Here is a 25,757-nt window from a genome sequence, read left to right as displayed (position 1 = left end):
GGCTGACGGCGAAACGTCATGCGCGGTCGACAAATTTCGCCAACAAGCGGCGTAACTCTTCGATCTCTGCACCACTGAATCGCCTTAGACGATCGTTTAGTGTCTCATCGACAACAGCGGGCGCTTGCGCGGCAAGCGCCCCACCTCTATTAGTCAGTCGCATGTCCACCACACGCCTGTCAGAGAGACTCCGTTTCCGCTCAAGCAAACCGCATTGCTCCAGTTTATCCAGCACCCGTGAAACGTAACCTGAGTCAACGTCCAACGCTTTCGCAACTTCGCGCGGGGTTGTTGTGTCATTTCGCCTCATAACGGACAGCACCGATAACTGGCTGTAAGTCGATCCGACTTTCCGGGCGGCGAGGTCCGCTTCGCGACCCACTATCCTCGCCGCTCGAGTGATAACAGATCCCAAACTATCCTCGATAGCGACGTATCGCGATGGATCATCGTTCATTGTCAATTCCAAAACCAGACGAGCCAGCCATTTGCCGCCGTCTGCCGGGTTGCATTAAGGGAGCGGAGCATTCTCACCTGATCACTAAGCAGATGGCTTGAACAGCCCGCCGATGCGCCCTGCCCCCTTCTGATTTTCATCTGTATCGATGGTCACCGTGCAGGTGGTCCCTGCGGAAAGAACGACTCCACGCGCCACGCTGTCGATGTGGATGCGCACCGGTACCCGCTGCGCCAGCCGAACCCAGTTGAATGTCGGGTTGACATCGGCGGTCAAATCCCTGCTCACAGGGTTATCCCGGTCGTAGATGCCACGAGAAATGCTATCGACATGCCCAACAACCTCCCCTCCGCTCATCAGCCGAACATGGGCCTTATCGCCGACTTTTACATGAGGTAATTTAGTTTCCTCAAAATACCCATAGACCCAGAACGAGGAACTGTCGACCACGGCAAGTTTCGGCACGCCGGCCGTTACATAGTCTCCACGATGCACATTGAGATTGGTGACATAACCATCGACGGGCGCATAGACTTTGGTCCGAGCCAGGTTCAGTTCCGCGGCATCGAGTTGCGCCTGCGCCTGCTGCAGCAGTGCCGCCGCGCTTGCCGCCGCTTTCAGTGCGTTGTCCCGACTTTCCTTCGAAACCACGTCGTTGTCCAGATCTTGTCTGCGTTCCGCATCGGCCTTCAATCTGACAAGATCAGCACGATGCGCGTCCACAGCAGCCTTGGCTTGTTCGACTGCAATGGCGTAATGCGACGGATCGACTTCCATCAGAAGATCGCCCTTATGGACCAACTGATTGTCGGCTACCGGCATGGAAACCACCGCTCCCGACACGTCGGGGGCGATGCCGATGATGTCCGCGCGTATCCTCCCGTCCCGGGTCCATGGTTCGTCCATGTACCTGACCCATAGCACTCGTCCTATCGATACAGCGACAAGAAAGACCAACGCGGTCATCGCGATACCGATCAATTTCCGCATGATCATGTTGAAATCCTTTTTAAGTTTTCGGCGCGCATATCAGTAAATGAGCAGACCGAGAATCCCACAGACGCAAACCAGCACACTCGCCCTGAACAGCGACGGATGCCAAACCAGGCGATAAATGCCTGTTAATGCCAACACTCGATCGAGCACCCAAGTACACATACAACCCAACGCGAACGCGAGAAGAATAGTCGGCACATAGGCGTCGAACAGGGCGAAATCACGATGCATGGTCGGAGTTTCTCAATTTTGAATTGAAACGACGGATCTGTGAATCGACACAGTCCGATAAAGGCGACTTCTCGTTTTGGAGCGTTACCTTGAGATATTCCAACAGACTAAGTGAACGCAACAAGCTCTCGCGCTCTTCCTGATAGAGCGTGGGGCGGCTCGTCAGCGCCAGTGTCGTTTCAGTCAGCGTATCCAACAACCGCAGCACGTGGGTCAACCGCTTGCTGTTGACTCTCTTGAACAGCGCAGCGATCGCTCCGATCACGCCACCGAGGTTAGAACTCCACGCCTTGATCTCTTCCGGCGATGTCCGACAAACATGCAGTTCGGCCAGTTCGTCACGAAGGTCAATGACTGTCCGCCCGACCGAGAGTACTAGCAGCAGCCAGCGCGCCGATTCGTTCCGACCGGTTCCGCCAGCGGCCACTGCATTCATTTGAGAGACAATATCTCGCGAACCACTTTCAAAGCGCGCGGCAAGATCGCCGCCGCGGCCTACGCACGCATGGACGACCTGCCTCCTCAAATCCCGAAGCAAGATCCATCTCAACCAATTCCCGTCCGTGGGAAACACGACCGCGAACGAAAGCCAAACTACCAACATGGCTATCATGAGCGCGACACTATCGTTGATAAAAGAATAAGGTTCATATTGCATAACAAGGTCCGGGCCAGCCATGAAGCTGAAAAATATGCAAAAGCCAATGCCAATGCCAAGCGTCTTCGGGCGAGCCATCATCACCGCACCGAACAGCAGAAATGGGGTGAGGCAGAAGGCGAGTAATGGAAACCCATCTATCCGGGGATAAACTCCAAATTGCAGAAATCCTCCGAGAAAGACGGCAAGCGTCGTGCCGATACACATCTGCCTGGAAAACCGCCCGGGCTGGGGCGAAGTTGCAGCAAGCGCACAGACGGCTGTGGCCGCGAGTACCATCGTTCCACCGCTTGGCCACGCAGTTTCGATCCAAAATGCGCTGAGGACACCCGTCAAGAGTGCGGCCCTTGATCCGGCGATCACAGCAGCGATCATATTTGTCTTCGGGATGAAGCTGCCGGACCACGTCTCTCGTCTGTGGCTATGCGTCGCCAGCGACGCGTATGTTTCCACATATGCGACAAGATCATCCACGAACCTTCGGAACAAATCGGCACAGGTATCAAACCGGCGCAGCACCGCCTGATCTCGTCCCGCCAACTCTCGGCGCCCTCGAGAAAGGCGCTTTGTGAGATCGTCTCTGAATGCCGAGAGTGGCCCGGTCGCATGTGCCGCGTCCGCAGCGGTCTTAATCGGACTTCCTTCCGGGTTTAAAAGAAGACTTATTTCGCCGAATATCACGTCCATGATCGCGACCTCCGGGCCGTCTTGATTCCGTGCAAATTCCCACTGCTCGTGAAGAGTACGCAGCCTTGTCGCGACGTTCATAAATTCAAGGTTCGCTCGGGCAAGCCTTCTGCCGCGCATTCGCATGTCAGGCAACTCAAATACGCCCACACTACGGGCGGCCTCAAGACCAATGACCTGCTCGAGGAAATACGTGTGTGCCAGCTCTATCTCGGATTGCTCGACCGTACCGCTAAGTGCACTGCTTAGATGCTCCGAAAGTGTGCGGAAGCGCTTTCTCATCACTGTCTTTATCTGCTCGCCGATGTAGCTTGGAAATATCAACGCACTGACAGCGCCGGCACACACAATACCAACCGAAGTCTCTGCAACACGCGTCATTGCCGATATGAATGCTCCGTCCGGCTGCTGGCCGACGGGAACACCGATCAGAGCAGCCGTGTATCCGGCGAGGACAAAGCCATATGAGCGGAAATTACGGTTGCGCGCTGCTCCTGTTGTGCACACGCAGACCCACGTCGCGACGGCTGTCAGATATAGAACCGGCTGTTGTGCAAACAGACTGACGAAAAACAACATGACAGAGAGGCCGACTGCCGTGCCGAGAAACCGGAACACGCTCTTTGCGAGAACCAGCCCGCTCTGTGGCTGCATCAGGATGAAGACCGTGATCATTGCAGTGCGCGGTTGCGGCAAATTCAGCCGCATAGCAATGAGAAGCGCCAGAATGACTGCCAGCGCTGTCTTGGACACATAGATCCATACCGGGCCTGACGTTCCCCACCAGTTCGCAAAGCCTGCTACGAGTGACTGAAAGGAGAAGAATCGCGAGTCCTCGGCTTTGAATGCAGCACTGCTATTCATACCGCTCATTTTTCGCCCGGCTTCGAAGATGTATTGAAACCAAAGGGCGTCAAATGATCGGACGGAGTCATCTGTTTCTCATTGGGACTCTGGAAGGCGATGTCTGCGCCGCCCCCGAGCGCTGTCTGCAGCGACGCATAAGCCTGGAGCTGGGAGACCTGCACATGAGCCTGCCCTTCACGCGCTTTTAGTAGTTGCATTTGAGCTGTCAGGACGTTGAGATAATCCGTCAGCCCCCGGCGATATCCTTTATCCGCCAGCTGATAACTATCTTGGGCTGCCGCTACAGAGTCGGCTGAATCTTCCGCCTGCGCATCAAACGACCGGACGTTCACGACCTGGTCGGAGATATCTTTTAGGGCGGAGATCAGCACGGCGTTATAGCGGCTAATCGCTTCATCGTATTGCGCAGAAGCAGCTCCAAGCTGGGCCCGCAGCGCGCCTCCCTCGAATATCGGCAACGTGATCGCCGGGCCCGCCATCCACCCGGTGCCTTCAGGATGAAGGAAGGTGAGAAATGTTCCCCCAGCGGCCATTTGCGTGATCGACGCCATAAGATTCACGTTCGGATAGAACTGAGCCTTGGCGACATCGATACCCCGAGCCTGGGCGGCGACCATCCATTTTGCCGCGACGACGTCGGGACGGCGCCCCACAAGTTCGGCGGGCAGATTTGACGGGAGTTGTGCATGCGTCGCCAATGAAAGAACCGGGCGGGTGATCGATTCGCCGAAGCCCGGACCGTCTCCGGTAAGCGCAGCCAACTGATTTCGCGTCAAAGCAATCGTCTGGTCATACACCTGAATTTGCCGCTTGAACTCAGGCAAAGGCGCGACCGCCTGACTCAAGTCGAGCCGCGTGCCGATGCCTCCGGCAAGCCGTCGTTGCGCGATGGACGCTATATGCTCCTGTTGCTCCAGTGTCGAGACCGCGATATCCCGCAGAGCAAAGCTCAACGAAAGCGTCAGATATGTTCGAACAACATTTGACTGGAGTTCCACTGCTGCGGCCCGTTCGTCAGTAGCGGCAGCATGCGATGCGTCAAGCGAACGCAAAAGTGCGTTGTGATCCCGCCCCCACAAATCCAGGTTGTATGAAAGGGACAACCCAGCTGTATTGTTCCAGGTCGTAGTGTGATTGTAGGCACCGGGTCCGTAATAGGTATTGTCGGGAAAATGCTTTCGTCCCAATGCCATCGATCCGTCCACACGTGGATATAGGGAGGCATGTGCGAGATCCGCGGCCGCTTCTGCTTCCCGCACTCGCGCCTGCACAACCGCAAGCGTAGGATTCTTGTCCAGCGATCGCTCGACCAGTCCGTTAAGCTGGGGATCTCCCAACGCGTGCCACCATTGTTGCGACGGCCACTGCGCCTCGGCATTGGCGCTTCTGATTGCTGCTCCCGCATCAAGCGTCGCCGGGTCTATCCGACTGCTCTCAGGCGCCGTATGGTTGAAGCTCGCACAGCCGGCCATCAGCGCATTCGCCACAGCAATCAGTGTGACGAAAACTATCTTTGTCGATCGGGGTTGCACGGGATTCTCCAGGCTCAAGGCTTACACGGGACGATTATATTTTTCGTCCTCCAGCGACCGGAGAGATGCTTTCTCAAAATATTGTTAACAGAATCACTCGTAATGCCTTAGGGCTACGCTGAAGAAGCCACCGTTTTCGCCGACAGCTTGATGCTGAATTCCGGAATGTGAGATCAGCGATGCGACCGGTTCGATTTCCCGGCCCTGAAGGGCCTGGCAAGCGGGGCTCTCGACCCATTTCGGCTGCTTATGGACGCACCTGTGCCATCAGCCGCGCGCGGCTCATGTAGATGTTGGCCAGCGCGAGTGCAGTAAAGGCACGCGTGGCGTTCTTCGCGAGGCCGCGATAGCGCACCTTGCCGAAGCCCCACAGCCGCTTGACCACCGCAAAGACGTGTTCGACCCGGGCACGAATCTTCGACTTGTTGCGGTTTTTCGAGCGCCTGGTTTCATCGACTTCACCACTGCGATTGCGCACACGCTGGTTGGTGAAGTCCTTCGCTTTCGGCGCCTTGCTGGCGATGAGTTCCTTCTGGCTCGCATAGGCGCTGTCGCCGTACACACGCCGCTCGTCGCCGTGCAGTAGCGCCGGCAGCGGATGCTTGTCATGCACGTTTGCCGCCGTCACTACCGCGCTGTGTGCCAGTCCCGTCTGGCTATCCACACCGATGTGCAGCTTCATGCCGAAGTACCACTGCTGGCCCTTCCTCGTCTGATGCATTTCGGGGTCTCGTGCCTTGTCCGCATTCTTCGTGGAACTGGGCGCACCGATGATGGTGGCATCCACGATCGTGCCGGTGCCAACCTTCAGCCCATGCCCTTGCAGTACTTCGCCGACCTTGGAGAACAACTGCTCGCCGAGCTTGTTGCGCTCCAGCAGCCGGCGAAACTTCAACAGCGTCGTGCCATCGGGAACCCGCTCGCGCCCCAGGTCAATCCCGACGAATCGCCGCAATGCGGTGCTGTCCAGCAGCGCCTCCTCGCACGCCTCATCCGCCAGGTTGAACCAGTGCTGCACAAAGTGCATGCGCAGCATGCGCTCCAGACCCACTGGCGGGCGACCGCCTTGACCCTTCGGATAGTACGGCTCGACAACCTCGCACAATTGCGCCCACGGCACGATCTGCTCCATCGTCTCAAGGAACACATCGCGTTTGGTTGGCCGACGGTACTGTTCAAATCCGGCGCCTTGATCGGCCGCCATCGCAAGGGTCTGTTGTTTCATGCACATCTAACGATTGAACGCCCAATGCCGTTGACCTTTTTCAGCGTAGCCTTAGGCCAAAAGTGCAAGAATCAGCGCCACATAGTCGAGATGTGAGTGGAAAGTGGATACGCTTCAGAGTATGAAACTCTTCTTGAAGGTCGTTGAGCTGGGAAGTTTCACCGATGCGGCCCAAGCGCTGGATACGACCACGGCAAGTGCGTCACGGGCGATTTCCGAGCTCGAGGTCCGCTTGAGTGCAAAGCTACTGCAGCGATCCACGCGACGAATGGTCCTCACGGAGACCGGACGCCGTTACCGGGCACGGTGCTACGCAATACTAGACTGCCTGGAACAAGCAGAGCTTGAGATCAGTGATGCAGATGCGCATGTGCGCGCGCGGCCGGTCGGTAAGCTCAAAGTGTATTCAACAGTCCATCTTGGGCAGCACTACGTCGTTCCGCTTGTCACCGCTTACGAGCGTCGCTACCCCCTTGTCGAGGTTGAACTTACGCTCGGAAATGGCTTGCCGGGATTTGATGAACCCTATGATGCGTTGCTTTTGAGCGCGGAAGACGCCTTCCGCGCGCGTGGATGGGCGAGACAGCGCGTTGGAACCGTCTTCGGTATTGCATGTGCGGCGCCCAGTTATCTAGCAAAACAAGGTAGACCGCAGTCCCCTCTCGAGATTTCGCTACACGCTTTCGTCGAATTTTCAGCTTCGAGAGGCCGTAGTCATCTAACCTTTAATGGGCCGAACAGCAGCGAGGTCATCGAGATTTTGACTTCGAGCTTCTCCGAGAACTCTGTCAATGCATTGGCTGCTGCACTCTGCGAAGGAAGAGGGATCGGCATCCTGCCTGCATCGGTAGCTTTACCTCATCTGAGTGCCGGCACGCTTACGCGACTCTTCCCGCAATACACACTCGATAACAAGGTTATCGTTGGGCTGTATCACGCCGGACAACACCTCGAATCAAAATTGCGGACATGGCTGGACTTCGTTGCAGCGGAGCTACCACCTGCTTAGAGAAGCTAGCTCCAACCTGAGGTGGAACTCATTCGCCGCGGGCAACGCGCACGCGCTCTCTCCCGGTTGCGACCGTGCCTTACAAATCCGGACCAAGTGTTCTGAGCAAATCGAAGTCGGAATCCAGCTCTGGAGTGAGTTCCTGCCGCACAAAATCCACCCAGGTCCGAACCTTCGCATCTAAATACTGGCGAGACGGATACAGCGCATAGATAGTTAAATGCTGCGCGGTGTAGTCAGGCAGCACGCGCCGAAGCGCACCGGATTTGAGCAACGGAATTGCCGTGAGTGCCGGCACCAAACCAATCCCCATCCCCTCCTTTACAGCGATGGATAGCGCCTCTGGAATATTGACCCTCAGGGGCGCAGGTCCAAGGTCAAACATTTCCTCGCCGTCAGGGCCGCTGAAAGTCCAACGGTCGGTTTGCCCCGTCGGCGCGAGAACGTAAAGGCACTTGTGCTGAGCGAGGTCCGATAGTTCGACCGGTGTGCCATTGCGTCGCAAATATTCCGGAGAAGCGCAGAGAATGCTGTGGACACTCCCCAATCGCTGGGAGACCAGCGCCGAATCCGGCAAGTCTGCGGAAAGCGTAATCGTTATGTCGTAACCTTCCTCAATCAAATCGGGAAGATGCTGGGATAGCGTGAGGTCGACCTCGACAGAGGGGTGACCGTCGTGATATCTGGCGATGATCGGCACCAGATATCGCAAACCAAAGCTTGTCAGTGAATGCAGTCTGAGCTTTCCCGACGCGGTCATATGTGCGTCACTTGCCTCGGCTTCCGCTTCATCCACGTACATCAGAATCTTGTTGCAGCGTGCGAGATAGCGCTCGCCCGCTTCCGTAAGCGCAATGCGACGCGTCGTACGGTGCAGGAGGCGAGTGCGCAAACGCACCTCAAGCTCAGAAACAGCACGCGAAACCTGCGCCGTGGCCATATCGAGGTGCTTAGCCGCGGTAGTAAAACTCGCATATTCCACGACCTGTTTGAATATGCGCATATTTTGAAGCGTGTCCACAGACTCTCCAGTGCAGCGGCCCTCCCCGTAAAACGGTCCCGCAGCTCATTTAATGCAGCTTAGTTTGATCTCATTTGCTGGGCTGTCGCTGACCAGGCAATCTTTACCGGAACGTCGGGCGGTGCGGCCCGCTGCGCCCTTCCGTCCACCCTGTAGGTGCAGATGGAAGGTCGCTCCACTCTTCTTACCACCGCAGTCTCAACTCGTTACGTAATCAGGTTGGTTTTGCGGTTTCGCACGATCAAAAGCTGGATGCGCGTTTGCGTGTTCACAGATTGCCAGACTGCGCCGATACTCGCTCATGTCGCAGCCCATACGCTGTGCATTCGCGAACTGCGGCACGAGACATACATCGGCCAGTGTCGGTTGCGCGCCGAAGCACCATGGACCGGCAGAACCATCCGCCGCCGCTTCATCTGCCGCTCGTGCGAGCAAACGTTCTACGCCTGCCATACCCTCGGCAATCCAATGCCGATACCACGCATTTTTTTGTTCCGGTGTTACCTTCAGTTCATCTTGCAGATATCGCAGCACACGAAGGTTGTTGACAGGATGAATATCGCACGCAATCAGGTACGACATTTCAAGTACACGTGCCCGCTCGTGCACATCTGCTGGAATCAGGCGTGGCTCGGGATGCTGCGCATCGAGATAGTCAATGATCGCGAGCGACTGCCCGAGGTGAAACTCACCATCGACCAAAGCGGGAACCGACGCGGACGGGTTGATTTCAGCGACATACTGGGCGTCACGGTGTCCTCCGGTCCGAATGTTCACGGGCTTGTACGAATAATCCAGACCCTTCAATGCGAGTGCGATGCGTAGCCGGTACGACGTCGAACTATTGAAAAAACTGTAGAGTTGCATGGCAACGATCTCCTGGCGACGGTCAAATAACGCGTACGGTCAGTTCGCCGAGTTTCTCCACTCCAACTTTCATCGTATCGCCCGCCTTAACCGCGCCGACCCCCTCAGGCGTGCCCGTGAAGATCACATCGCCTGGTTCGAGCCGGAAGAACTGCGACAGATAAGCGACGGTTTCCGCGACCGACCAGATGAGATGGGAAACATCACTCTTTTGCTTGGTCTCACCGTTGACCGTGAGCCATAAACTGGCGCTCTCGAAGTGGCCTACTTTCTCGACCGGATGGATCGGCCCCATCGGCGCGGAGCGATCAAACGCCTTGCCGAGTTCCCACGGCCGACCCATTTCGCGCATTTTCATCTGCAAATCACGACGCGTCATATCCAGACCGACCGCATAGCCCCACACATGGTCGAGTGCATTATCGAGCGCGATATCCGAACCCCCTTTGCCTATCACCGCAACGAGTTCCGCTTCATAGTGATAGTTGGACGTTTGACTCGGGTATTCAAGCTCCAGCGTTTCGCCGTATGCAACCGGCACAACCGCGTCAGCCGGCTTGCAGAAGAAAAACGGCGGTTCGCGGTCGGGATCAAATCCCATTTCCCGCGCGTGCGCTGCATAATTGCGGCCGACACAATAGACACGCCGCACGGCAAAGCTGTCGTCGCTACCGGCGACCGGAACGGCGACTGGCGCCTCGGGTGGGAAAACGAATGCCATAATGTTCAACCTGAAAAGTGAAAAATAGAATCAAACACGCTCTTCGCGCAGCAAATTCAACGCGCTCAGCACCGGGCGATCGGAGTAACTGAACAAAACCGCATCGGTGTCTGCGTCAAGGCGTACCGGCATCCACGACGGTGCGACAAACACGTCATGCGGCTCAAAAGCAAAAGTTTCGTCGCCGATATGCGCCACTCCGCGCCCCTCTACAACGGAGTACACAGTCGAATCAGTGCTGCGATAGGATCTACCGCGGAAACCTGCCGGAAGGAATTGCATGAAGGTCGCGATCGTCGGCATTGGAAATCCGCCAGTGGCCGGATTCACATAGCGCAGCTTCACACCGTCCCATTCGTCGTGCTCCCCGTTCCGATGCAGACGGTCTAGCGCTTCGCGGCTGCGTTCATACGGATAGCTGAAAATCGGTGAAGTCGGATCGGTAGACGTGTGACGCATCGGCAACATGTTGTGACCATAGCGCGCAAAGCTATCCCCCTCCGGACGCGTAACCGGCTGCGTCGCCTTGGGAAAGTTTTCCGCAAACCCGGCGTCCATGTGCGCCACAAGCGGGATATCAAGGCCATCAAGCCAAACCACGGGAACCCCGCCTTCCTCGGTCGACAAATTGCCATGGTCATGCCAGGTCCAGGATGGCGTAATGATGAAGTCGCCTGGACGCATCGTCGTGCGCTCACCGTTGACTGCAGTCCACGCTGTTTCACCTTCAACGATGAACCGCAGAGCCGATTGGGTATGACGGTGGCTCGGTGCAATTTCGCCAGGAAGAATAAGTTGCAGGCCTGCGTAAAGGTTCGAAGTCATGCTCGACTTTCCCGGTAGCCCAGGATTCTCGAGTATCAGCACGCGACGTACGGCTTCCTCCGCACTGATCAGCGAGCCGGACTGCAATACCAGATCGCGGATCTTCGCGTATTTCCAGATCGCCGCCACAGCCGTTGGCTTGGGCTGCTTCGGCACAAGATTGTGCAGAGACTCCCATAGGGGCGACAACTTTTGTTGAGCGATCTGCCCGTAGTAAGCCGCGCGTTGTTCGGATTGCGTATTTGCGGTCACACTCTCCTCCTTTGATTGAACCGGCAGCGCCTTTGCTGTGCCGGAGATTGGCGCATCGCCGTCAGGGAAACGTCGACGCCTTGCGTTGAGAAACCGCCAGACCGGAAGTTACGGTCACGTCTGCCATACAGTTGGCTCGCAGCCGACTAGATTTCGACGAAGACGCTGCCATCCTCAATCTTTACCGGATATACGTTGATGTCCTCGGTCAGTGGCTCACACATCGCTTTGCCATTCCGTATGTCGAAGCGACCTTGATGCAGCGGACACTCGATTTCGTGCCCCTCCAGAAAGCCATCACATAGCCGGGCGTGTCCGTGCGTACAGATGTTGTCTGTTGCAAACACGGCTCCGTCTACGCCGTAGATCGCCAACTCCTTACCATTGGCTTGTACCGCGACAACGTCGTCGTTCGGCACCGCGACTAGTTCAATGACCTTGGTCCATTGTTGTGCCATGTCAAACCTCAAATCGGATAAATCAACGAGTTGGCGATCATCTCGCTATCGAATACGCAAACGCGCGATTCGAATTTCAGACCGTCTTCCGTGCGACGAATGGTGTCGATATACCGCCCGACGTTATAAACGGTGGAGATCTCGTCGGGTTTCGTTCGAAACACGGCATAGTTTGCTTCGGACCGGATACGTTCGGCATCGACCAGAAGAACCCTAGGTGCGCCGACGACATGGCGCTGATAATACGGATCGTGAAAGATGGTTTCCGTCATGCCATAGATGCGATCCTTCAACATGCCGCGGCTTTCGAAAGAGAGTGTCGCGAGCGGATAGCCGCTGTCGTAGTTTTCGCGCGGCTGCACTTTGTACACGCACTCTTCCGTAAAGAACTCCGCCCATTTTTCCCATTCGTTGTTGTCGACGGCAGCGACGTAGTCGGAGTAAAGCGCGAGCAACTGTTGATATGTATTGAAATCAAGCATCTCAGGCCTCCATGACGCGACGCCAGTAGTCGTACATCCCACGAATGAGTGTCTCGGTCACCATGTGATCGGAATCCCCAACTTCGCGGCCACCTAACTCCGCAATCGTTCGATGGAATGGTTTCTGCTCGAAGCCTTCCTGCGAAAATTCGATCACTTCGCCATCGTCTGCGGAAACAAAACCCGCGGGGCCAAAGAGGTTGGCCTGGCGAAGCCGACGGCGTGTCATCTCTTCGCTGTCACCCTCAAACCCGAAATGCGTCCATACGAAGTCGAACGACCCGTGCCCATTCGGCTGAATGTGTCGCGTCGAGACAGAATTGACCTGCTGTTGAATGATCACGCTCGGAAACAGCGTCATCATCACCGCAGTCGGTTCACCCCACCAATCTTCCTTGACAATGTCGAGGATCCTGTCATCGCTGAGGTTCATCTGTTCCTTGAAGCTGGAGACGCCAGATGTGACTTCGCTCTTCCCAGCGGCTCCACGCGTTGAAATCATGGCGGCATGGCGGAATTGTTCATCCATCTTTAATTCCGACTTGTTATCCGCTCGCCACAGACCGAACGTAACAAACCACGTATGCAACAACCCAGGGTGGTACGGGTCCTTGATGTTTTCTTGCATCAACTTCCAGTTTCCGGGAATGCGTTGACGGTTGTAGCCCAAAATGGTCAGTTTTCGGCCGTCGAAAACCCGATCGAAATAGCGAAGAATTGTCGGACCCAGGTACTCTTCAAGCGAGCTAACGTCATGATCGAATGACGCGAAAACTACGCCATGTCGTACTGCGACCTTCAACTTGGTAAGACCATGCTCTTTCGGATCGAAGTCTGACGGCATGCCACCGTTGACCTTGCCGTCAAGTTTGACGCCTCGTCGAAAGGGAACTCCGACGAGGTTCCCTTTGAGGTCGTAATTCCACTGGTGATACGGGCAGGTGAAATCCTTCCGGTTGCCGGACTTCTCCCGACAGAAGCGAACACCGCGGTGCGCACAGACATTCTCTACCGCGTAGATTTCACCATCGGCAGCCCGACTCACGATAACGGATCGCTCTCCGATGACCGTTCGCTTGAAATCGCCGGCGTTTGGAATCTCCGCCTCTAGTGCCACGTAACACCAGTGGCCGTGATAAAAGAAACGCTCGAGTTCTCGGCGATAGACGTCATCGTCCGTGTATGCCCAGAACGGGATGCGACTCGAGCCGTCACCTTTCCATTCGGACTTCTTGAATACAACGGGAGCCTCGTTCATGCCTGTCTCCTAAAGTTGGATTTTTATGGTGTTGCCAAGCGTTCAAACACCACTCGAATAAAAGGCGTCGGCGTAGATGCGTCCAGGTTCTACTCCCTTCTGCCTGAGTAATATCGACGCCGCATCGACCATCACCGGTGCGCCGGCAATGTAGGCGCTCCAGCCACGCATATCACTCCAGTCGTCGCTCACGGCTTGAGTAACCAGGCCACTGCGGCAGCCCTCAACGTCATGACCCGACGCCACTACGATATGAAACTTCAATTTGGGAAGACGACTCTGCAACTCCACCAACCACGGTTCGCCGTACACGTCGATGCTCGACCGAACACCGAAATACACGTGCACAGGGTTAGCCATGCGCGCCTCCGCCATACCCCGGAGGATCGAGAGGATTGGCGCAAGGCCGGTGCCGCCAGCGATGCAAACGACAGGAGCAGAGTTTTTGCGGCGCAGATACGCAGTGCCGAGTGGCCCACTCACTCGTACCGAATCGCCAACTTTCAGTTCGTTGGCGATGTACGACGTGACGCGGCCACCAGGAACGAGTCGGATATGAAACTCGACCTCCTCATCGTTCTGCGTCGCCGCCATCGAATAGGGACGTATATGCTGTGGAGAAAACTGCAGATTCGCATATTGACCCGGTGAATATTCGAGGGGCTTCGCCAGTCCCAGTCGCAAACGCTTGATATCGTGCGTCAAGTCTTCTATGGAGAGCACAGTCGACTTGAGGATCTTTGCAGGATGAACGACAACTTCATCCACTTCTGGAATCTCGATTGCGCAGTCCTCGACGAGCGTGGTCTGGCACGCAAGTACCGTCTCGCCTGTCCTCATAGGCGCGTTCGACTCACCGCTGCCTGTTACGAGCACGCGACCGGACGTTACACGGCAGCGGCACGTACCACAGCGGCCAGCCATGCAGCTATAGGAGATCGGAATTTGATGTTCACGAAACACTTCCAGCAGGTTTTCCCCTGCTCGCACGTCAAGGACGCGGTGTAAAGGCAGAATTGATACTTCCATAGCGCCAGTGTCTCCGGGCTGGTCGATTGATGCCTCAATGATGCCGCCGGACGGGATATTGATAAATAGAAACTCCTTGATAACCCACATCACTGGCAGTGATAATGGTGTCCAGGGAGGGTTTTCGGATGGAACTTCAGGATATCGATCTCAATCTGCTCGTCGTGTTTAACGAGTTACTGCGACAGCGCCGCGTCTCCGCAGTCGCCAACACCTTGGGCATCTCTCAGCCGGCCATCAGCAACGCGCTGAACCGGTTGAGGAAACTCCTGGGGGATGAGCTATTCCTCAGAACATCAAAAGGGATGATTCCGACACCGCTCGCGGAGACACTTGCTGAGCCGATCGGATTCGCGCTGGGTGCGATTTACAACACACTTAACGCGAAATCAAACTTTGACCCGACCACGAGCACGCGTGCATTTACCCTGGCGATGACCGATATCGGCGAGATCTATTTTCTTCCTGCCCTCATGAAGAGGCTCGCCCAGGTCGCCCCTGGCGTCTCCGTCAGCACGGTACGCAATCACGCCGACACGTTGAGCCAGGAAATGGAGACAGGGCGCGTAGACCTCGCGATCGGATTTCTACCCGACCTCAAAACCGGTTTCTTCCAACGGCGCCTTTTCAAGCAAAGATATGTTTGTATTTTTCGCAAAGGGCATCCGCTGGCGAAGACGGGCATGACACCAGACGCATTCTGGGAAGCGGAGCATGTCTCCATTGTTGCAGAAGGCACCGGACATGGAATGGTCGACTCTGCCATTCAGCGTGCTGGCGTGACGCGCAATCTCCGCCTGAGAGTTCCGCATTTTGTAGCTGTAGGACACATCCTCCAGACGACGGATCTGATCGCCGTCGTCCCGGAAGCCTATGCAACGAGAACGCTTGCTCCATTCGGTCTTGAATCCGCCCCCTGCCCCGTGAAGATTCCAGATATTTCCATTAACGTGCTGTGGCATGCTCGCAATCATCGGGAACCGAGCAATCAATGGCTTCGGCAACTCATGGTTGAAGAGTTTTCAATCTGAGCGAATTCCCTCGCAACAAGACGGGCAGAACCGTGCCGATCTGGCGAGGGCTCGCTCATTCTGTCATGAGTCCAGCAAAGCTGGCAGCGTACTTTCCGATCGGTACGTCCACGCCAAGCACTTTATCGTGAGAAAAAGCTTTTCCTGCCTTGCAAGACTTAAAAAACAGGAACTCTGAATTTGCAAAGTCTGGCAGGGTTGCATGGCTAATATTCACCGCGTGAATTTAGCAAATTAACAAAGCGACATTGGCGGCATCCGTGGTCTGATTCATCATCAACACGGTTAGTTCTGCGTTATCCCGCGTCGCTTTTAAAGCGTGACCGCGGAAAACGCAGGCGACTGGAACGTCCATGGGCGTACGTCCACTTCTCACCTGCGGGCAGATCTCATGGTTGCAAACATGGGGTGCTGTACCGCTGCAGAGTCTGACGGAAGCATTCCGTTGCAACGCACGCCAGTGGGCACACCTCATTAAGTACAACAATCCAGGAGACGCTCATGAGCCAATCAATTAGGGCCGCGGTCGTTCGCGAGGCGGGAAGCAATCTCATACTTGAGAGCCTTACGCTTGGCGACCCGCAGCCTCACGAAGTCGTAATCAAGATGGTTGCGACAGGGGTCTGCCATACCGACATGGTGGTTCGCGACCAACTCTTCACCTCGCCGCTCCCGCTTGTACTCGGCCATGAAGGCGCCGGCATCGTTCACGCAGTCGGCAGCGAGGTATCCAACGTCACGCCCGGTGACCACGTCGTTCTAACGTTTATGTCGTGCGGGCATTGTGATACTCGCCTGTCAGGACATCCGGCTTATTGCGAAAACATGGCCCCGCTTAACTTCGGCGGTGCGCGCGAAGACGGCACGAGCGGACTGTGCGATTGCGCAGGCCACCCAGTACACGGACATTTCTTCGGTCAATCATCTTTTTCTACGTACGCGCTTGCTAATGCTCGAAACGTAGTGAAGGTACCCAAAGACATTCCCCTTGAACTTCTGGCGCCACTCGGTTGTGGCATCCAGACCGGCGCGGGTGCAGTGCTGAACTCGCTGAAGGTTGCCCCAGGATCGAGCTTCGTCGCATTCGGGGCCGGGGCAGTTGGTCTCGCCGCAATCATGGCTGCGCGCATCGCCGGCGCCACTACGATCATTGCAGCCGACATTGCCGACAACCGACTCCAACTCGCGCTTGAACTCGGTGCCACACACATCGTCAATCCCCAGACAGTCAATCCGGTCGAAGAGGTCCGCAAAATTACCGGAGGTGGCGCGAACTTTACGCTGGAATGCAGCGGCCGCTCCCAAGTCCTGCGCCAAGCAGTCGACAGCCTCGCCATCTTCGGTACATGCGGCATTGTGGGTGCCACAAAGATTGGTACTGAGGTTTCGCTCAATATCAACGATGTGATGATTCCAAGTCGCCGCATCATGGGGATTGTCCAAGGCGACGCACTACCTCATCGCTTCATTCCCACGCTCATCGAGTTTTATCGCCAAGGTCGTTTTCCGTTCGACCGACTTATCAAGCACTATCGATTCGATCAGATTAACGAAGCGATGGCGGACAGTGAGAGCGGCGTGACCATCAAGCCTGTACTCACGTTCGATGAAGCTTGAGCATCGCTTAAATCCATTCCAGGAGTCTTGTATTGAAAACGCAACTCATCATAGACAACGAGGCGAGGGACGCACAGGGCGGCAAGATCTTTCATCGTTATAGCCCGGTCACCACCGAGCTTGTGACGACAGGCGCCGCGGCGTCGGTCGCAGACGCCGTCGCCGCGGCGGATTTCGCGCAACTGGCATTTCGCACCTGGTGCAGGGTCGGGCCCACCGAGCGCCGTCGTATTTTGCTAAAGGCCGCGGACATTCTAGAAGGCAAGCGAGAAGAACTGCGCCAGCGAATGGCGAGCGAAATCGGCGCGTCAAGTCTCTGGGCGGACTTCAACGTCATGGGCTCGGCCGCGCTCTTCAGAGAGGCGGCAGCGCTTACGACGCAGATTCAGGGCGAAACTATTCCGACTGACAAACCCAATACCCTGTCCTTCACGGAGCGACAGCCAGCGGGTGTGGTGCTTAGCATTGTTCCGTGGAACGGTCCTGTGCTCCTCGCTGCGCGTGCCATCGCCTATCCGCTAGCTTGTGGCAATACGGTAGTGTTTCGTGCTTCGGAGGTAAGTCCGTCGACACATCTCGCAGTGGCAGAAAGCCTTTACGAAGCAGGGCTCCCGGCGGGTGTACTGAACTTTGTGACATGTGCTCCTGAAGATTCGCCGCAAGTCACCGATGCACTGATCGCTCATCCGGCTGTAAGGCGCGTCAATTTCACGGGATCGACCCGCGTAGGTCGAATCATTGCTGAGAAGTCGGCAACACATCTGAAACGTTGCCTACTCGAACTCGGCGGCAAAGCACCATTCGTCGTGCTCGACGACGCGGATATCGACGCCGCGGTCAACGCCGCAACGTTTGGCGCGTTCCTATATCAAGGCCAGATTTGCATGTCGACGGAGCGCTTCATTGTTGACGAGAAGATTGCCGACGAATTCGTCGCCCGGTTCGCGGCGCGTGCGAAAGAGCTTCCAGTCGGCGACCCATCCGGTAGTGCGGCCTGCGTGGTAGGACCACTGGTGTCCAGTGAGTCGGGCAAGCGAATCAACGCTCTCCTCGAAGATGCCCTTTCGAAGGGCGCGCAAGTCCTGACAGGCGGCCCTGCGGAAGCAGCAATCATGCATCCAACCATTGTTGACCGCGTTCAACCGTCCATGTCGATCTACGACGAGGAGACGTTCGGGCCGATTACCACAGTGGTACGCGTGTCGGGAGTTGAGCATGCCATTCGGGTGGCTAACGACACCGAATACGGATTATCTTCCGCTGTCTTTGGCCGGGACGTAACGCGCGCACTGGACGTTGCTCGCCGGATCGACGCTGGATGCGTGCACATCAACGGCGCCACCGTGCAAAACGAAGCTCAGGCACCTTATGGCGGGACGAAGAAGAGTGGCTATGGCCGATTCGACGGTCGTGCGGTGATCGACGAGTTCACCGAACTCAAGTGGATCACGATCGAACCAGCATCACAATCCTACCCGTTCTAAAGAAAGAGCAAGCCCCATCTGGCCGGGTAGGCTAATGGGGCAACTTTTCAATTTTCGGCGTGCCCCGAATTGATGGCGGCCGGCACCGAATCCGCCAACCGATGACTTGACCCCTAGCTGCTCATTATCGGCTCAACTAATGGTCGAGAACCAGCGCGCGCCAACGCCATCTACGCGGCCCGCACATCTAGCGATTCCGCAGCCAGCTGATACGAACGACAACGAGCTGACGGATCGTGAATGCGGGCATCGATGATCAACTCGTCCGCGCCGGTCATCTCCACAAACTGGCGCAAGCCGTCGCCGACCTGCCGTCGGTTGCCCACGACGGTGCACGCCATCGCCTGCGCCAGGCCGCGCTGCTCGGAGGCCGACAGGCTTTGAAGATAGCCTTCTTCGGGAAGCGGCAATGGACCCGGCCGGCCCTGGTGAAGCCGATTCACCCAGTGGAAATGCGAGCTGGCCAGATAGGCCGCTTCGGCCTCGCTTTCAGCGGCAATCACATTGATTCCGGCAATCACATACGGCTCGCTTAGCATCGCAGACGGCCGGAAGTGCTCACGGTAGTGGCGCACGGCATTTGTCAGGAAGCGGGGCGCGAAATGCGACGCAAACACATACGGCAAGCCCCGCTTCGCTGCCAGATCCGCACTCTGCGGGCTCGACCCCAGCATCCAGAGCGGAACGTCGTGAACACCGGGAATGCCGCGCACGGGCTGTCGGCCGTTGTCCCGCAGATAGTCTTCGAGCAAGCCGATGTCCGCCTCGAAATTCCGTTCCGAGGCGTCGCCCCGCAACGCGTGGATCGCGGACCCCGCTGATCCCGCGGCTCGCCCAAGACCTAGATCGATACGTTTCGGGAACAGCGTCTCGAGGGTGGCGAAGTGCTCCGCCACGACCAGCGGCGAATGGTTGGGCAGCATGATGCCGCCGGCCCCCACCCGCAGTCGCTTGGTGGCTGCGGCGAGGTGCTGAATCAGCAACGTCGTCGCTGACGACGCGATGCCCGGGAGGTCATGGTGCTCGGCGATCCAATAGCGTCGATAGCCGCATGATTCGACATGTCGGGCCAGCATCGTGGCGTCGGCGATGGTATCGGCAAACACTTTGCCTTCGCCGATCATCATCAGGTCAAGTACGGATAAAGCTGTCAAGAGGGCTCCGTGTTACAGGCGGCGTCGCCGAATCCGCAATCGGGCGACACAGGGTTCAAAAGACACCATGAGAAAGCGTGTCAACGTCGTGGGGCGATGTCCGCCCAGGCTGGATGACTTTCCAGGCGCTCATCCATCGCGCGCAGCGTGCGCAGGCAACGCTGAAGCTTCAGGTACACGTCGCCACCGTAATCCCAGCCAAGGACGCCTACGCTGCCGGTGTAGCCGATCCGATCGACCGCGGCCAGCACCGCCAGGTTGTCGAGTTCGCCCCTGTCGAGCGGCTCCATCGTCGCGACGCCGCCCCATCCGAGCGGCGACATCGCGCTGCCGGACAGTACGACCTGCATCAGCCACGGTCTGATGGCCGCCAGTCGCTCGTCTAGTTGTCCTTCCTGGCTGGCGTACCAGTGGTAGCCGTTGAAGGACATCCCAAGGCGCGGATGGTCGAAGTGCTCACACAGGCGCACGACTTGGGACGTGGTCTGCGTCACATGCTTCAGGTGGGGATACAGTGCGATGCGCAGACCGCGACGCTCAGCGATCAGCAGCAACGATTCGATCGCGCGCAGAATCGCGCCGTTGCCGTTCATCGAGGTCTGCACGGCAAGCTCGATCAGCTCGACGCCCTCCACGGCTTCGACGATCCGACGCAACGCCGCGTCGTTCCGGCCTTCATGGAGGACTAGATAAAGTGCCGCGACGTCCAGGCCATGCCGCGCCTTGACCGTCGGAAGCAGCGACAGGTCGGTATAGGGCGTGCCGCCCCACGCCGACACGGTGATGCCGTCATAGCCGAGTTCGGCGAGCATCTCGCATTGCGACTGAAATGCATAAATGCCCATCGAAGTATAGAAAAATGAATCAAGTGCGTGAACAGGATGGGTCATGTGTTTTCGCTCCCGTCGACCTAATAAGGCAACGGCGTCATGACCGCCCACTCGGGGTGGGCTGCCAGTCTGCACTCCATTGAGCGGAACGCGGAGTGCGAGCGCTGCAGGTTGCCGTAGACATCTCCTCCCATGCTCTCCCAGCCCAGCACGCCGAATCGCCCGAGATAGCCGCGCCGATCCAGCGCACCGAGCAATACGAAGTTGTCCATTTCGCCTTCGTCGAGGGGCTCAATCGTCGCGGCGCCACCCCAGCCTAGCGGCGACAGCCGGCAGCCGGCGAGATTGACTTGCCGCAGCCACGGCCAGATGGCATCAAGACGCTGCTCGAGCGCCTTCTCCTGCGTCGCGAACCAGTGATAGCCGTTGAATACAATCCCGAGATTTGGGTGATTGAATTCCCGGCACAATGCAACCGCTTCCGACGTGGTCTGCATGCCATAGCGAACGTGCGGATAAAGAGCGATGTCGATGCCGCGGCGCTCGCAGATTGGCAGGACGCGCTCGATCATTCGCCGATCCGCATCGCTCACCTCGTCGCCTGCATGCAAAGCCAGTTCAATGCTGTTGCAGCCTTCGATCGATTCAAAGATGCCGGTGACAAACGATTCGAGGCCCTGACGGTAGATCAGATAAATTGCCCCGACGTCGAGCCCCCAGTTCTGTTTCACGCGAGGCAGCGATTTCAGCTCTTTGCTCCAGGCCGAAACAGTCAACCCCTGGTAGCCGGCTTCGGCGAGCATCTCGCATTGCGCGGCCAGCGGATAGGTACCCAGCGTGGTCTGAAAGATGAAATCCATGTGATGCAGCGGGCGGTTCATGACTGAACTCCCGGCTTGAGGCTCGGAAACAGCGGCAACAGGTGCTCTCCGAGCTCGTCGACGACTTCCGACGCGGCGCGCCGTTGGGGTTTGAAATGAAGCGCTACGTGCGAGACGCCCTGCTCCTGTTGCCGCAACCACAGTTCGCGAAGCGCATTGCGTCCGCCGCGCAGCACGCGACCTGGCTGAATCGGCATGTTGGGATCCCGGTCGAGGTCGAACAGCGTGCCGTATCCGTAGGGTTTGAAGACATCCGTCCCGCACGCGGCTCGCCATTGATCGACAATCTCAGGAATTCGCGATGGATTGGAGATGTAGGAAAGGATCCCGTCGGTACGACTCGCCGTCCATTCTGTCGTCTGTCCTGCGTGTCCGATCACGACGACGGGCACCCGCCTGCCCACCGGCTTGGGCACGAGTTCAAGCGTGCCGCTCAGGTGACCATAGAAGCGCGAGGCATGAATGGGCCAGGTTTGCTCTGTCGCAGCGCGGATGACGTCCAACGCGTCTCTGAAACGCTCCGCGCGATTCTCGAATTCGACGCCGAATGCCGGATATTCGGCGGGCCGGTCGCCGGTCGCGAGACCGAGCACGAAACGTCCGCCCAACAACTGGTCGACCGTAGCAACCTGCTTGGCCACAATCAACGGATCACGGAGCGGCAGTACGATGCCCGCAGTACCTATCGTGATGCGACGCGTGATTGCGGCGAGGTAGCCGGCATAGATCAGAGGATCCAGAACCTGGCCGACATCGCCGAAATTCGGGTCGTAGAACGGCACATCGCGCAGCCAGATGGCTGAGAAACCCGCATCGTCCACCCTTTTCGCCAATTCGGCGTGACCGGCCAAGGTCGGGCCAGGGGTATCGGGATAACTTTCTAGCGGCGCGATGAAACCGAAGGTCAGGTGGCCAGGTTGGAAAAGACGGGAGTAGCCTGGATGCCGCGCAAGCTCGGGCAGAAGTTGGCCGGTCGATGAAATTGTCGCCATTGCAGTCTCGGGGAAGGAGGATGCCGCGCTTCAGTAAGAGGTTGGACTCGCCCGGCATCGAATGTAGACACTGTAAAGGGCTTCTGTATCGAGAAAAATAGGCTTATATTCAAAACATATCGGAAAATAAGGATGAAATGAGGGGATTCCATGTCGATGGATTACTTTGGGGCGCTGGGCGCGTTCGTTCACTCAGCCGAAACGCGCAGCTTCACCGAGGCCGGTCGCAGGCTGGGCGTCTCGTCTTCCGCTATTGGCAAGTCGGTCGTGCGACTGGAGGAGGAATTAGGCGTCAGGCTGTTCCACCGCTCAACACGCGCCATAACACTGACTTCGGAAGGCAGCCGATTCCTGCAGCGCTGCTATCGGATCATTGCGGAGTTCGATACCGCGAGGGCGGAGGTGACCGAAGCCGCTGGCAAGCCACAAGGCAAGTTGCGCGTCGGTCTCCCACAACTTGGCATGCATTTGATGCCTCTACTGATCGCATTCCAAAAGCAGTTCCCGCAGATTCAACTCGAACTGGACTTTAGTGACAGGCTCGTCAATGTGATCGACGAGGGGTTCGACGCGGTCATGCGGATCGGAGTCGTCGACGATTCGCGCCTGACGATGCGCAAGCTCAATGGCTACCAACATCGCCTGGTTGCGGCACCATCCTATGTATCGCTGCACGGCATGCCGTCCCGGCCCGCGGATCTGCCAAGTCATGCGTGCTTGCGCTATCGCTATCCCAGCACCGGTAAGCTCGCGCCGTGGCCGCTGGTATCACGCGGCCAGCCAGTCAACGTCGAACTTCCACAAACCGCAGTTACCAATGCGATCGACCCATTGCTCGAAATGGCTGAAACCGGGCTGGGGATTGCGCTCCTACCCGACTTCATTGTGTCGAATGCGCTCGAGAATGGCCGCCTGGTTTTGGTACTGGAAAAGCACATTCAAGATCACCGCGACGTCTGCCTGCTTTGGCCATCTAGTCGCCAACCGCTGCCCAAGATCAAGGCATTCGTCGATTTCATGGTTGCGCAGATGGGCGACAGTCGAGCGAAACAGGAGAGGCCCGGCGAAAAGATTGTCGAGCCTGTCGCAAAGCATCGTCTTCGCACCGTCCCCCGCCGAACAGGCAGTTCAGCCTAGCGAGGCGAGCCTTTGCATTGCGCCAAACCCTTCGTTCAACAGGGCGGTGAAACCAGTAGATCACAGAGACGCAGCTAGGCTTTCGGCCCCCCCAATTTTCTGGGTTCAAACCGAACAACGGCTGTTGACACCGTTGACGGCCCCTACTTACGAAATTTCGCCACTCACATTGTCGACATCCTTTCTACTCAGATCGTATATTTCGGCTGTTTATCCGCCCCGGCCTCTCCGATAGACTGGACTTGAAGTTACACGTGATGCGCGAGGCGCCAAGACCGATGTCGCCGCCCATCAAACCCAGTTTCTTAAGGAGTGTGTTATGCCCGTCGTGCGAGTCAGTTGGTTTGAAGGAAAGGACAACACTGCAAAAAAAGCAGTCGCTGCTGAAATCACAGAAAGCATCGTCAAGAATACCGGCACCGACCCGAAGTACATTTATGTCATCTTCGAAGACGTCGCGCCTTCGAACTGGGCGGGCGCAGGTCAACTGTTCGGGGGCGATCCAGTATCGCCGTGACACCGACGTTGTCCCCGGACGCGTGGCCAGTCCACATTTCGCGAGTGACCACGACCGCGGGTCCCAGCGGACTCGCGATCCAGCCGTACTCCATTTTGCGGAATCGAGCGCGAACTTTATTCGGTCGTCCTTGCGTGCAGGTGGCTCTCTGAGATCGGGTTGAATTCTGATTAGCAAGGGTTCTCGCTGCACGTGACCACTATATTTCCATCTAATATGCACAATGAAATAACATGCGTCTTTTCGCTCGAAGTTAAACCCGGAAGATTCGAGCAGTTCAAACAGTTGATTGCTGAAATCGTTCCGCTGGCCAAGGCGGAGCCGGGAACGATCATGTATGAATACAGTTCGAGCGCTGACGGCAACGTAGTCCATATCGTTGAGCGTTACCGGAATTCAAGGGCTATCACCGAGCACGTCGAGTTGACCTTCGCGCCCTATGCTGAGCGCTTTCTGTCGTTAGTGACAGTCAAAGCGCTCACCGTCTACGGCGATCCTGATCAGGCGGCGCGGCAAAAGCTCGACGCCTTCGGCCCTTCCTACCTGGTCCAGTTCGACGGATTCAAGCGTTGGGACTAGATACTCGCTCGCGACGAGGCCCGCAAAGTTACTATGCGCCGCGACTTTTGTTCGCGAGCCATTAGCCGCCCAAAAAAGGATTGCGTGTTTGGCGGCGTGGCCAGACGGTCCACGCACGCCGCCATAAGCGTCGGGGCCGGTTGAACGCCACACGCTAAGTGTGGCTGCCGTCCGTTCTTGAGTCAGACTCTCGCCTACCAGGGAATCGTGTTGCCCTGATAGTCGACAAACACGAGTCCCTGCTTACCGGCGTGCTGAGCGACTACGTCCGCGAGGCCTCGGACACTGTCGCTTACCTCGACCGGCGCGTCGGGTCCACCCATATCGGTTTTCACCCAACCAGGCATCAGCGCCAGAAACGATCGTTGCTCCCCTGCGCGCGCAACGAAGCTGCGCAGCAACATGTTCAATGCCACCTTGCTGGCACGGTAAGTCTCATAGCCGCCATCCGTATTGTTGGCGATGCTACCGAGAGCCGTTGACATGGCCGCCACGCTGCCGTCCTTCCTCACCAGCGGGCTCAACGTTTCAATGATCCGAAGCGGGCTCAACGCGTTTGTCACCATCACATGCGCAAACTCCTCCGTGCTGATTTCGTTGATAGTTTGCTTAGGATTGTCGCTAACGCCTGCGTTCACGAAAAGGACATCGAGCGACTCTCCGTCCAGATCGTCCGCTAACGTCGAAATGTTGGCACGATCATTTATATCCAACGTCTTGATGACCAGATTGGCGCCCGCATCGGTCGCGACTGCAGCGAGTGCGGGCGACGGCTTGCGCTCCGTTGCGATCACTCGCCAGCCGCGAGCGAGATATTCGCGAACGAGTCCCAGACCGATGCCGCGCGATGCACCGGCGATCAGGATAGTGGGTTGATGTTGAACTTCAGGCATGGCAGAACCTCTTGGATGGCTTCAAGGAGCAGCGTTGCACATTACAGTCTCCATAAGGAGGATCTGC

26 protein-coding genes are annotated in these 25,757 nt (G+C 57.1%); 7 read left to right on the top strand and 19 right to left on the bottom strand.

Annotated elements, in window-relative coordinates; all coding sequences use genetic code 11:
• Nucleotides 1–16: 16 nt before the first annotated feature.
• From BLW71_RS42825 to BLW71_RS37115, 6 genes are all read right to left on the bottom strand, one after another.
• Nucleotides 17–457, bottom strand: coding sequence for a MarR family winged helix-turn-helix transcriptional regulator (locus BLW71_RS42825; protein WP_091808625.1), 441 nt, complete (start codon nucleotides 455–457; stop codon nucleotides 17–19).
• A gap of 84 nt (nucleotides 458–541) precedes the next feature.
• Nucleotides 542–1,453: an efflux RND transporter periplasmic adaptor subunit gene (locus tag BLW71_RS37135; RefSeq protein WP_091808623.1), complete on the bottom strand. Its 912-nt coding sequence runs from the start codon at nucleotides 1,451–1,453 to the stop codon at nucleotides 542–544.
• 33 nt (nucleotides 1,454–1,486) lie between these two features.
• Nucleotides 1,487–1,684 carry a DUF1656 domain-containing protein gene (locus BLW71_RS37130; RefSeq protein ID WP_091808619.1) on the bottom strand — a complete coding sequence of 66 codons (198 nt, stop codon included), beginning with the start codon at nucleotides 1,682–1,684 and terminating at the stop codon, nucleotides 1,487–1,489.
• Nucleotides 1,674–3,893 carry an FUSC family protein gene (locus BLW71_RS37125; RefSeq protein WP_091808617.1) on the bottom strand — a complete coding sequence of 740 codons (2,220 nt, stop codon included), beginning with the start codon at nucleotides 3,891–3,893 and terminating at the stop codon, nucleotides 1,674–1,676. The genes BLW71_RS37130 and BLW71_RS37125 overlap by 11 nt, the downstream gene beginning before the upstream one ends.
• A 5-nt stretch (nucleotides 3,894–3,898) precedes the next feature.
• Nucleotides 3,899–5,428, bottom strand: a complete 1,530-nt coding sequence (locus tag BLW71_RS37120) for an efflux transporter outer membrane subunit (RefSeq protein WP_286162210.1) — start codon at nucleotides 5,426–5,428, stop codon at nucleotides 3,899–3,901.
• A gap of 247 nt (nucleotides 5,429–5,675) precedes the next feature.
• Nucleotides 5,676–6,653 (bottom strand): IS5 family transposase, encoded by a 978-nt coding sequence (locus BLW71_RS37115; protein ID WP_091796501.1) that lies wholly within the window; start codon nucleotides 6,651–6,653, stop codon nucleotides 5,676–5,678.
• A gap of 121 nt (nucleotides 6,654–6,774) precedes the next feature.
• Here BLW71_RS37115 and BLW71_RS37110 point away from each other — a divergent pair, with 121 nt between their 5' ends.
• Nucleotides 6,775–7,662, top strand: coding sequence for a LysR family transcriptional regulator (locus BLW71_RS37110; protein WP_091808614.1), 888 nt, complete (start codon nucleotides 6,775–6,777; stop codon nucleotides 7,660–7,662).
• 79 nt (nucleotides 7,663–7,741) lie between these two features.
• Here BLW71_RS37110 and BLW71_RS37105 read toward each other — a convergent pair whose 3' ends face one another.
• The 8 genes from BLW71_RS37105 to BLW71_RS37070 all read right to left on the bottom strand — a co-directional run bounded on the left by BLW71_RS37105 (nucleotide 7,742) and on the right by BLW71_RS37070 (nucleotide 14,575).
• Nucleotides 7,742–8,683 (bottom strand): LysR family transcriptional regulator, encoded by a 942-nt coding sequence (locus tag BLW71_RS37105; RefSeq protein WP_091808612.1) that lies wholly within the window; start codon nucleotides 8,681–8,683, stop codon nucleotides 7,742–7,744.
• A 198-nt stretch (nucleotides 8,684–8,881) separates the two neighbouring features.
• Nucleotides 8,882–9,550: a maleylacetoacetate isomerase gene (gene maiA, locus BLW71_RS37100; RefSeq protein WP_091808609.1), complete on the bottom strand. Its 669-nt coding sequence runs from the start codon at nucleotides 9,548–9,550 to the stop codon at nucleotides 8,882–8,884.
• A 22-nt stretch (nucleotides 9,551–9,572) separates the two neighbouring features.
• On the bottom strand, nucleotides 9,573–10,271 hold the full coding sequence (locus tag BLW71_RS37095; RefSeq protein ID WP_091808607.1) for a fumarylacetoacetate hydrolase family protein: 699 nt from the start codon (nucleotides 10,269–10,271) through the stop codon (nucleotides 9,573–9,575).
• A gap of 30 nt (nucleotides 10,272–10,301) precedes the next feature.
• Nucleotides 10,302–11,348, bottom strand: a complete 1,047-nt coding sequence (gene gtdA / locus BLW71_RS37090) for a gentisate 1,2-dioxygenase (RefSeq protein WP_091808605.1) — start codon at nucleotides 11,346–11,348, stop codon at nucleotides 10,302–10,304.
• A gap of 146 nt (nucleotides 11,349–11,494) precedes the next feature.
• A complete protein-coding gene (locus tag BLW71_RS37085; protein WP_091808603.1) occupies nucleotides 11,495–11,806 on the bottom strand; it encodes a non-heme iron oxygenase ferredoxin subunit in 312 nt (103 codons plus the stop codon).
• Nucleotides 11,807–11,814: 8 nt separating this feature from the next.
• Nucleotides 11,815–12,288: an aromatic-ring-hydroxylating dioxygenase subunit beta gene (locus tag BLW71_RS37080; protein WP_091808601.1), complete on the bottom strand. Its 474-nt coding sequence runs from the start codon at nucleotides 12,286–12,288 to the stop codon at nucleotides 11,815–11,817.
• A gap of 1 nt (nucleotide 12,289) precedes the next feature.
• A complete protein-coding gene (locus BLW71_RS37075; protein WP_091808598.1) occupies nucleotides 12,290–13,546 on the bottom strand; it encodes an aromatic ring-hydroxylating dioxygenase subunit alpha in 1,257 nt (418 codons plus the stop codon).
• Nucleotides 13,547–13,588: 42 nt separating this feature from the next.
• Nucleotides 13,589–14,575, bottom strand: coding sequence for an FAD-binding oxidoreductase (locus BLW71_RS37070; protein ID WP_091809335.1), 987 nt, complete (start codon nucleotides 14,573–14,575; stop codon nucleotides 13,589–13,591).
• Between the two features lie 128 nt (nucleotides 14,576–14,703).
• On the opposite strand from BLW71_RS37070, the gene BLW71_RS37065 reads away from it, so the two are divergent.
• The 3 genes from BLW71_RS37065 to BLW71_RS37055 all read left to right on the top strand — a co-directional run bounded on the left by BLW71_RS37065 (nucleotide 14,704) and on the right by BLW71_RS37055 (nucleotide 18,707).
• Nucleotides 14,704–15,606 carry a LysR family transcriptional regulator gene (locus BLW71_RS37065; RefSeq protein ID WP_091809333.1) on the top strand — a complete coding sequence of 301 codons (903 nt, stop codon included), beginning with the start codon at nucleotides 14,704–14,706 and terminating at the stop codon, nucleotides 15,604–15,606.
• Between the two features lie 501 nt (nucleotides 15,607–16,107).
• Nucleotides 16,108–17,223, top strand: coding sequence for an NAD(P)-dependent alcohol dehydrogenase (locus BLW71_RS37060; RefSeq protein WP_091808596.1), 1,116 nt, complete (start codon nucleotides 16,108–16,110; stop codon nucleotides 17,221–17,223).
• A gap of 32 nt (nucleotides 17,224–17,255) precedes the next feature.
• Nucleotides 17,256–18,707, top strand: coding sequence for an aldehyde dehydrogenase (locus tag BLW71_RS37055; RefSeq protein ID WP_091808593.1), 1,452 nt, complete (start codon nucleotides 17,256–17,258; stop codon nucleotides 18,705–18,707).
• A gap of 170 nt (nucleotides 18,708–18,877) precedes the next feature.
• Here the strand turns inward: BLW71_RS37055 and BLW71_RS37050 are convergent, their stop codons facing one another.
• From BLW71_RS37050 to BLW71_RS37035, 4 genes are all read right to left on the bottom strand, one after another.
• Nucleotides 18,878–19,861 (bottom strand): LLM class flavin-dependent oxidoreductase, encoded by a 984-nt coding sequence (locus tag BLW71_RS37050; protein WP_091808591.1) that lies wholly within the window; start codon nucleotides 19,859–19,861, stop codon nucleotides 18,878–18,880.
• Between the two features lie 80 nt (nucleotides 19,862–19,941).
• Nucleotides 19,942–20,673 (bottom strand): sugar phosphate isomerase/epimerase family protein, encoded by a 732-nt coding sequence (locus BLW71_RS37045; RefSeq protein ID WP_218157145.1) that lies wholly within the window; start codon nucleotides 20,671–20,673, stop codon nucleotides 19,942–19,944.
• Nucleotides 20,674–20,771: 98 nt separating this feature from the next.
• A complete protein-coding gene (locus BLW71_RS37040) occupies nucleotides 20,772–21,572 on the bottom strand; it encodes a TIM barrel protein (protein WP_091808587.1) in 801 nt (266 codons plus the stop codon).
• Nucleotides 21,569–22,564, bottom strand: a complete 996-nt coding sequence (locus BLW71_RS37035) for an LLM class oxidoreductase (protein WP_091808585.1) — start codon at nucleotides 22,562–22,564, stop codon at nucleotides 21,569–21,571. Before BLW71_RS37035 ends, BLW71_RS37040 begins: the two co-directional genes overlap by 4 nt.
• Before the next feature lie 150 nt (nucleotides 22,565–22,714).
• Here BLW71_RS37035 and BLW71_RS37030 point away from each other — a divergent pair, with 150 nt between their 5' ends.
• From BLW71_RS37030 to BLW71_RS37020, 3 genes are all read left to right on the top strand, one after another.
• The gene (locus tag BLW71_RS37030) at nucleotides 22,715–23,701 is read left to right on the top strand and encodes a LysR family transcriptional regulator (RefSeq protein WP_502686851.1); all 987 of its coding nucleotides are present in this window, start codon (nucleotides 22,715–22,717) and stop codon (nucleotides 23,699–23,701) included.
• A gap of 319 nt (nucleotides 23,702–24,020) precedes the next feature.
• Nucleotides 24,021–24,218 (top strand): tautomerase family protein, encoded by a 198-nt coding sequence (locus BLW71_RS37025; protein WP_091808583.1) that lies wholly within the window; start codon nucleotides 24,021–24,023, stop codon nucleotides 24,216–24,218.
• A gap of 216 nt (nucleotides 24,219–24,434) precedes the next feature.
• Nucleotides 24,435–24,797: a putative quinol monooxygenase gene (locus tag BLW71_RS37020; RefSeq protein ID WP_091808581.1), complete on the top strand. Its 363-nt coding sequence runs from the start codon at nucleotides 24,435–24,437 to the stop codon at nucleotides 24,795–24,797.
• A gap of 194 nt (nucleotides 24,798–24,991) precedes the next feature.
• On the opposite strand, the gene BLW71_RS37015 is transcribed toward BLW71_RS37020, so the two are convergent.
• Nucleotides 24,992–25,690, bottom strand: a complete 699-nt coding sequence (locus BLW71_RS37015; RefSeq protein WP_091808579.1) for an SDR family NAD(P)-dependent oxidoreductase — start codon at nucleotides 25,688–25,690, stop codon at nucleotides 24,992–24,994.
• Between the last annotated feature and the right edge of the window lie 67 nt (nucleotides 25,691–25,757).

It is taken from the genome of Burkholderia sp. WP9, from assembly GCF_900104795.1.
Taxonomy (GTDB): Bacteria; Pseudomonadota; Gammaproteobacteria; order Burkholderiales; family Burkholderiaceae; genus Paraburkholderia.
Note: the sequence above shows the minus strand (reverse complement) of the source record. Positions and strands in the feature narration are given on the sequence as shown.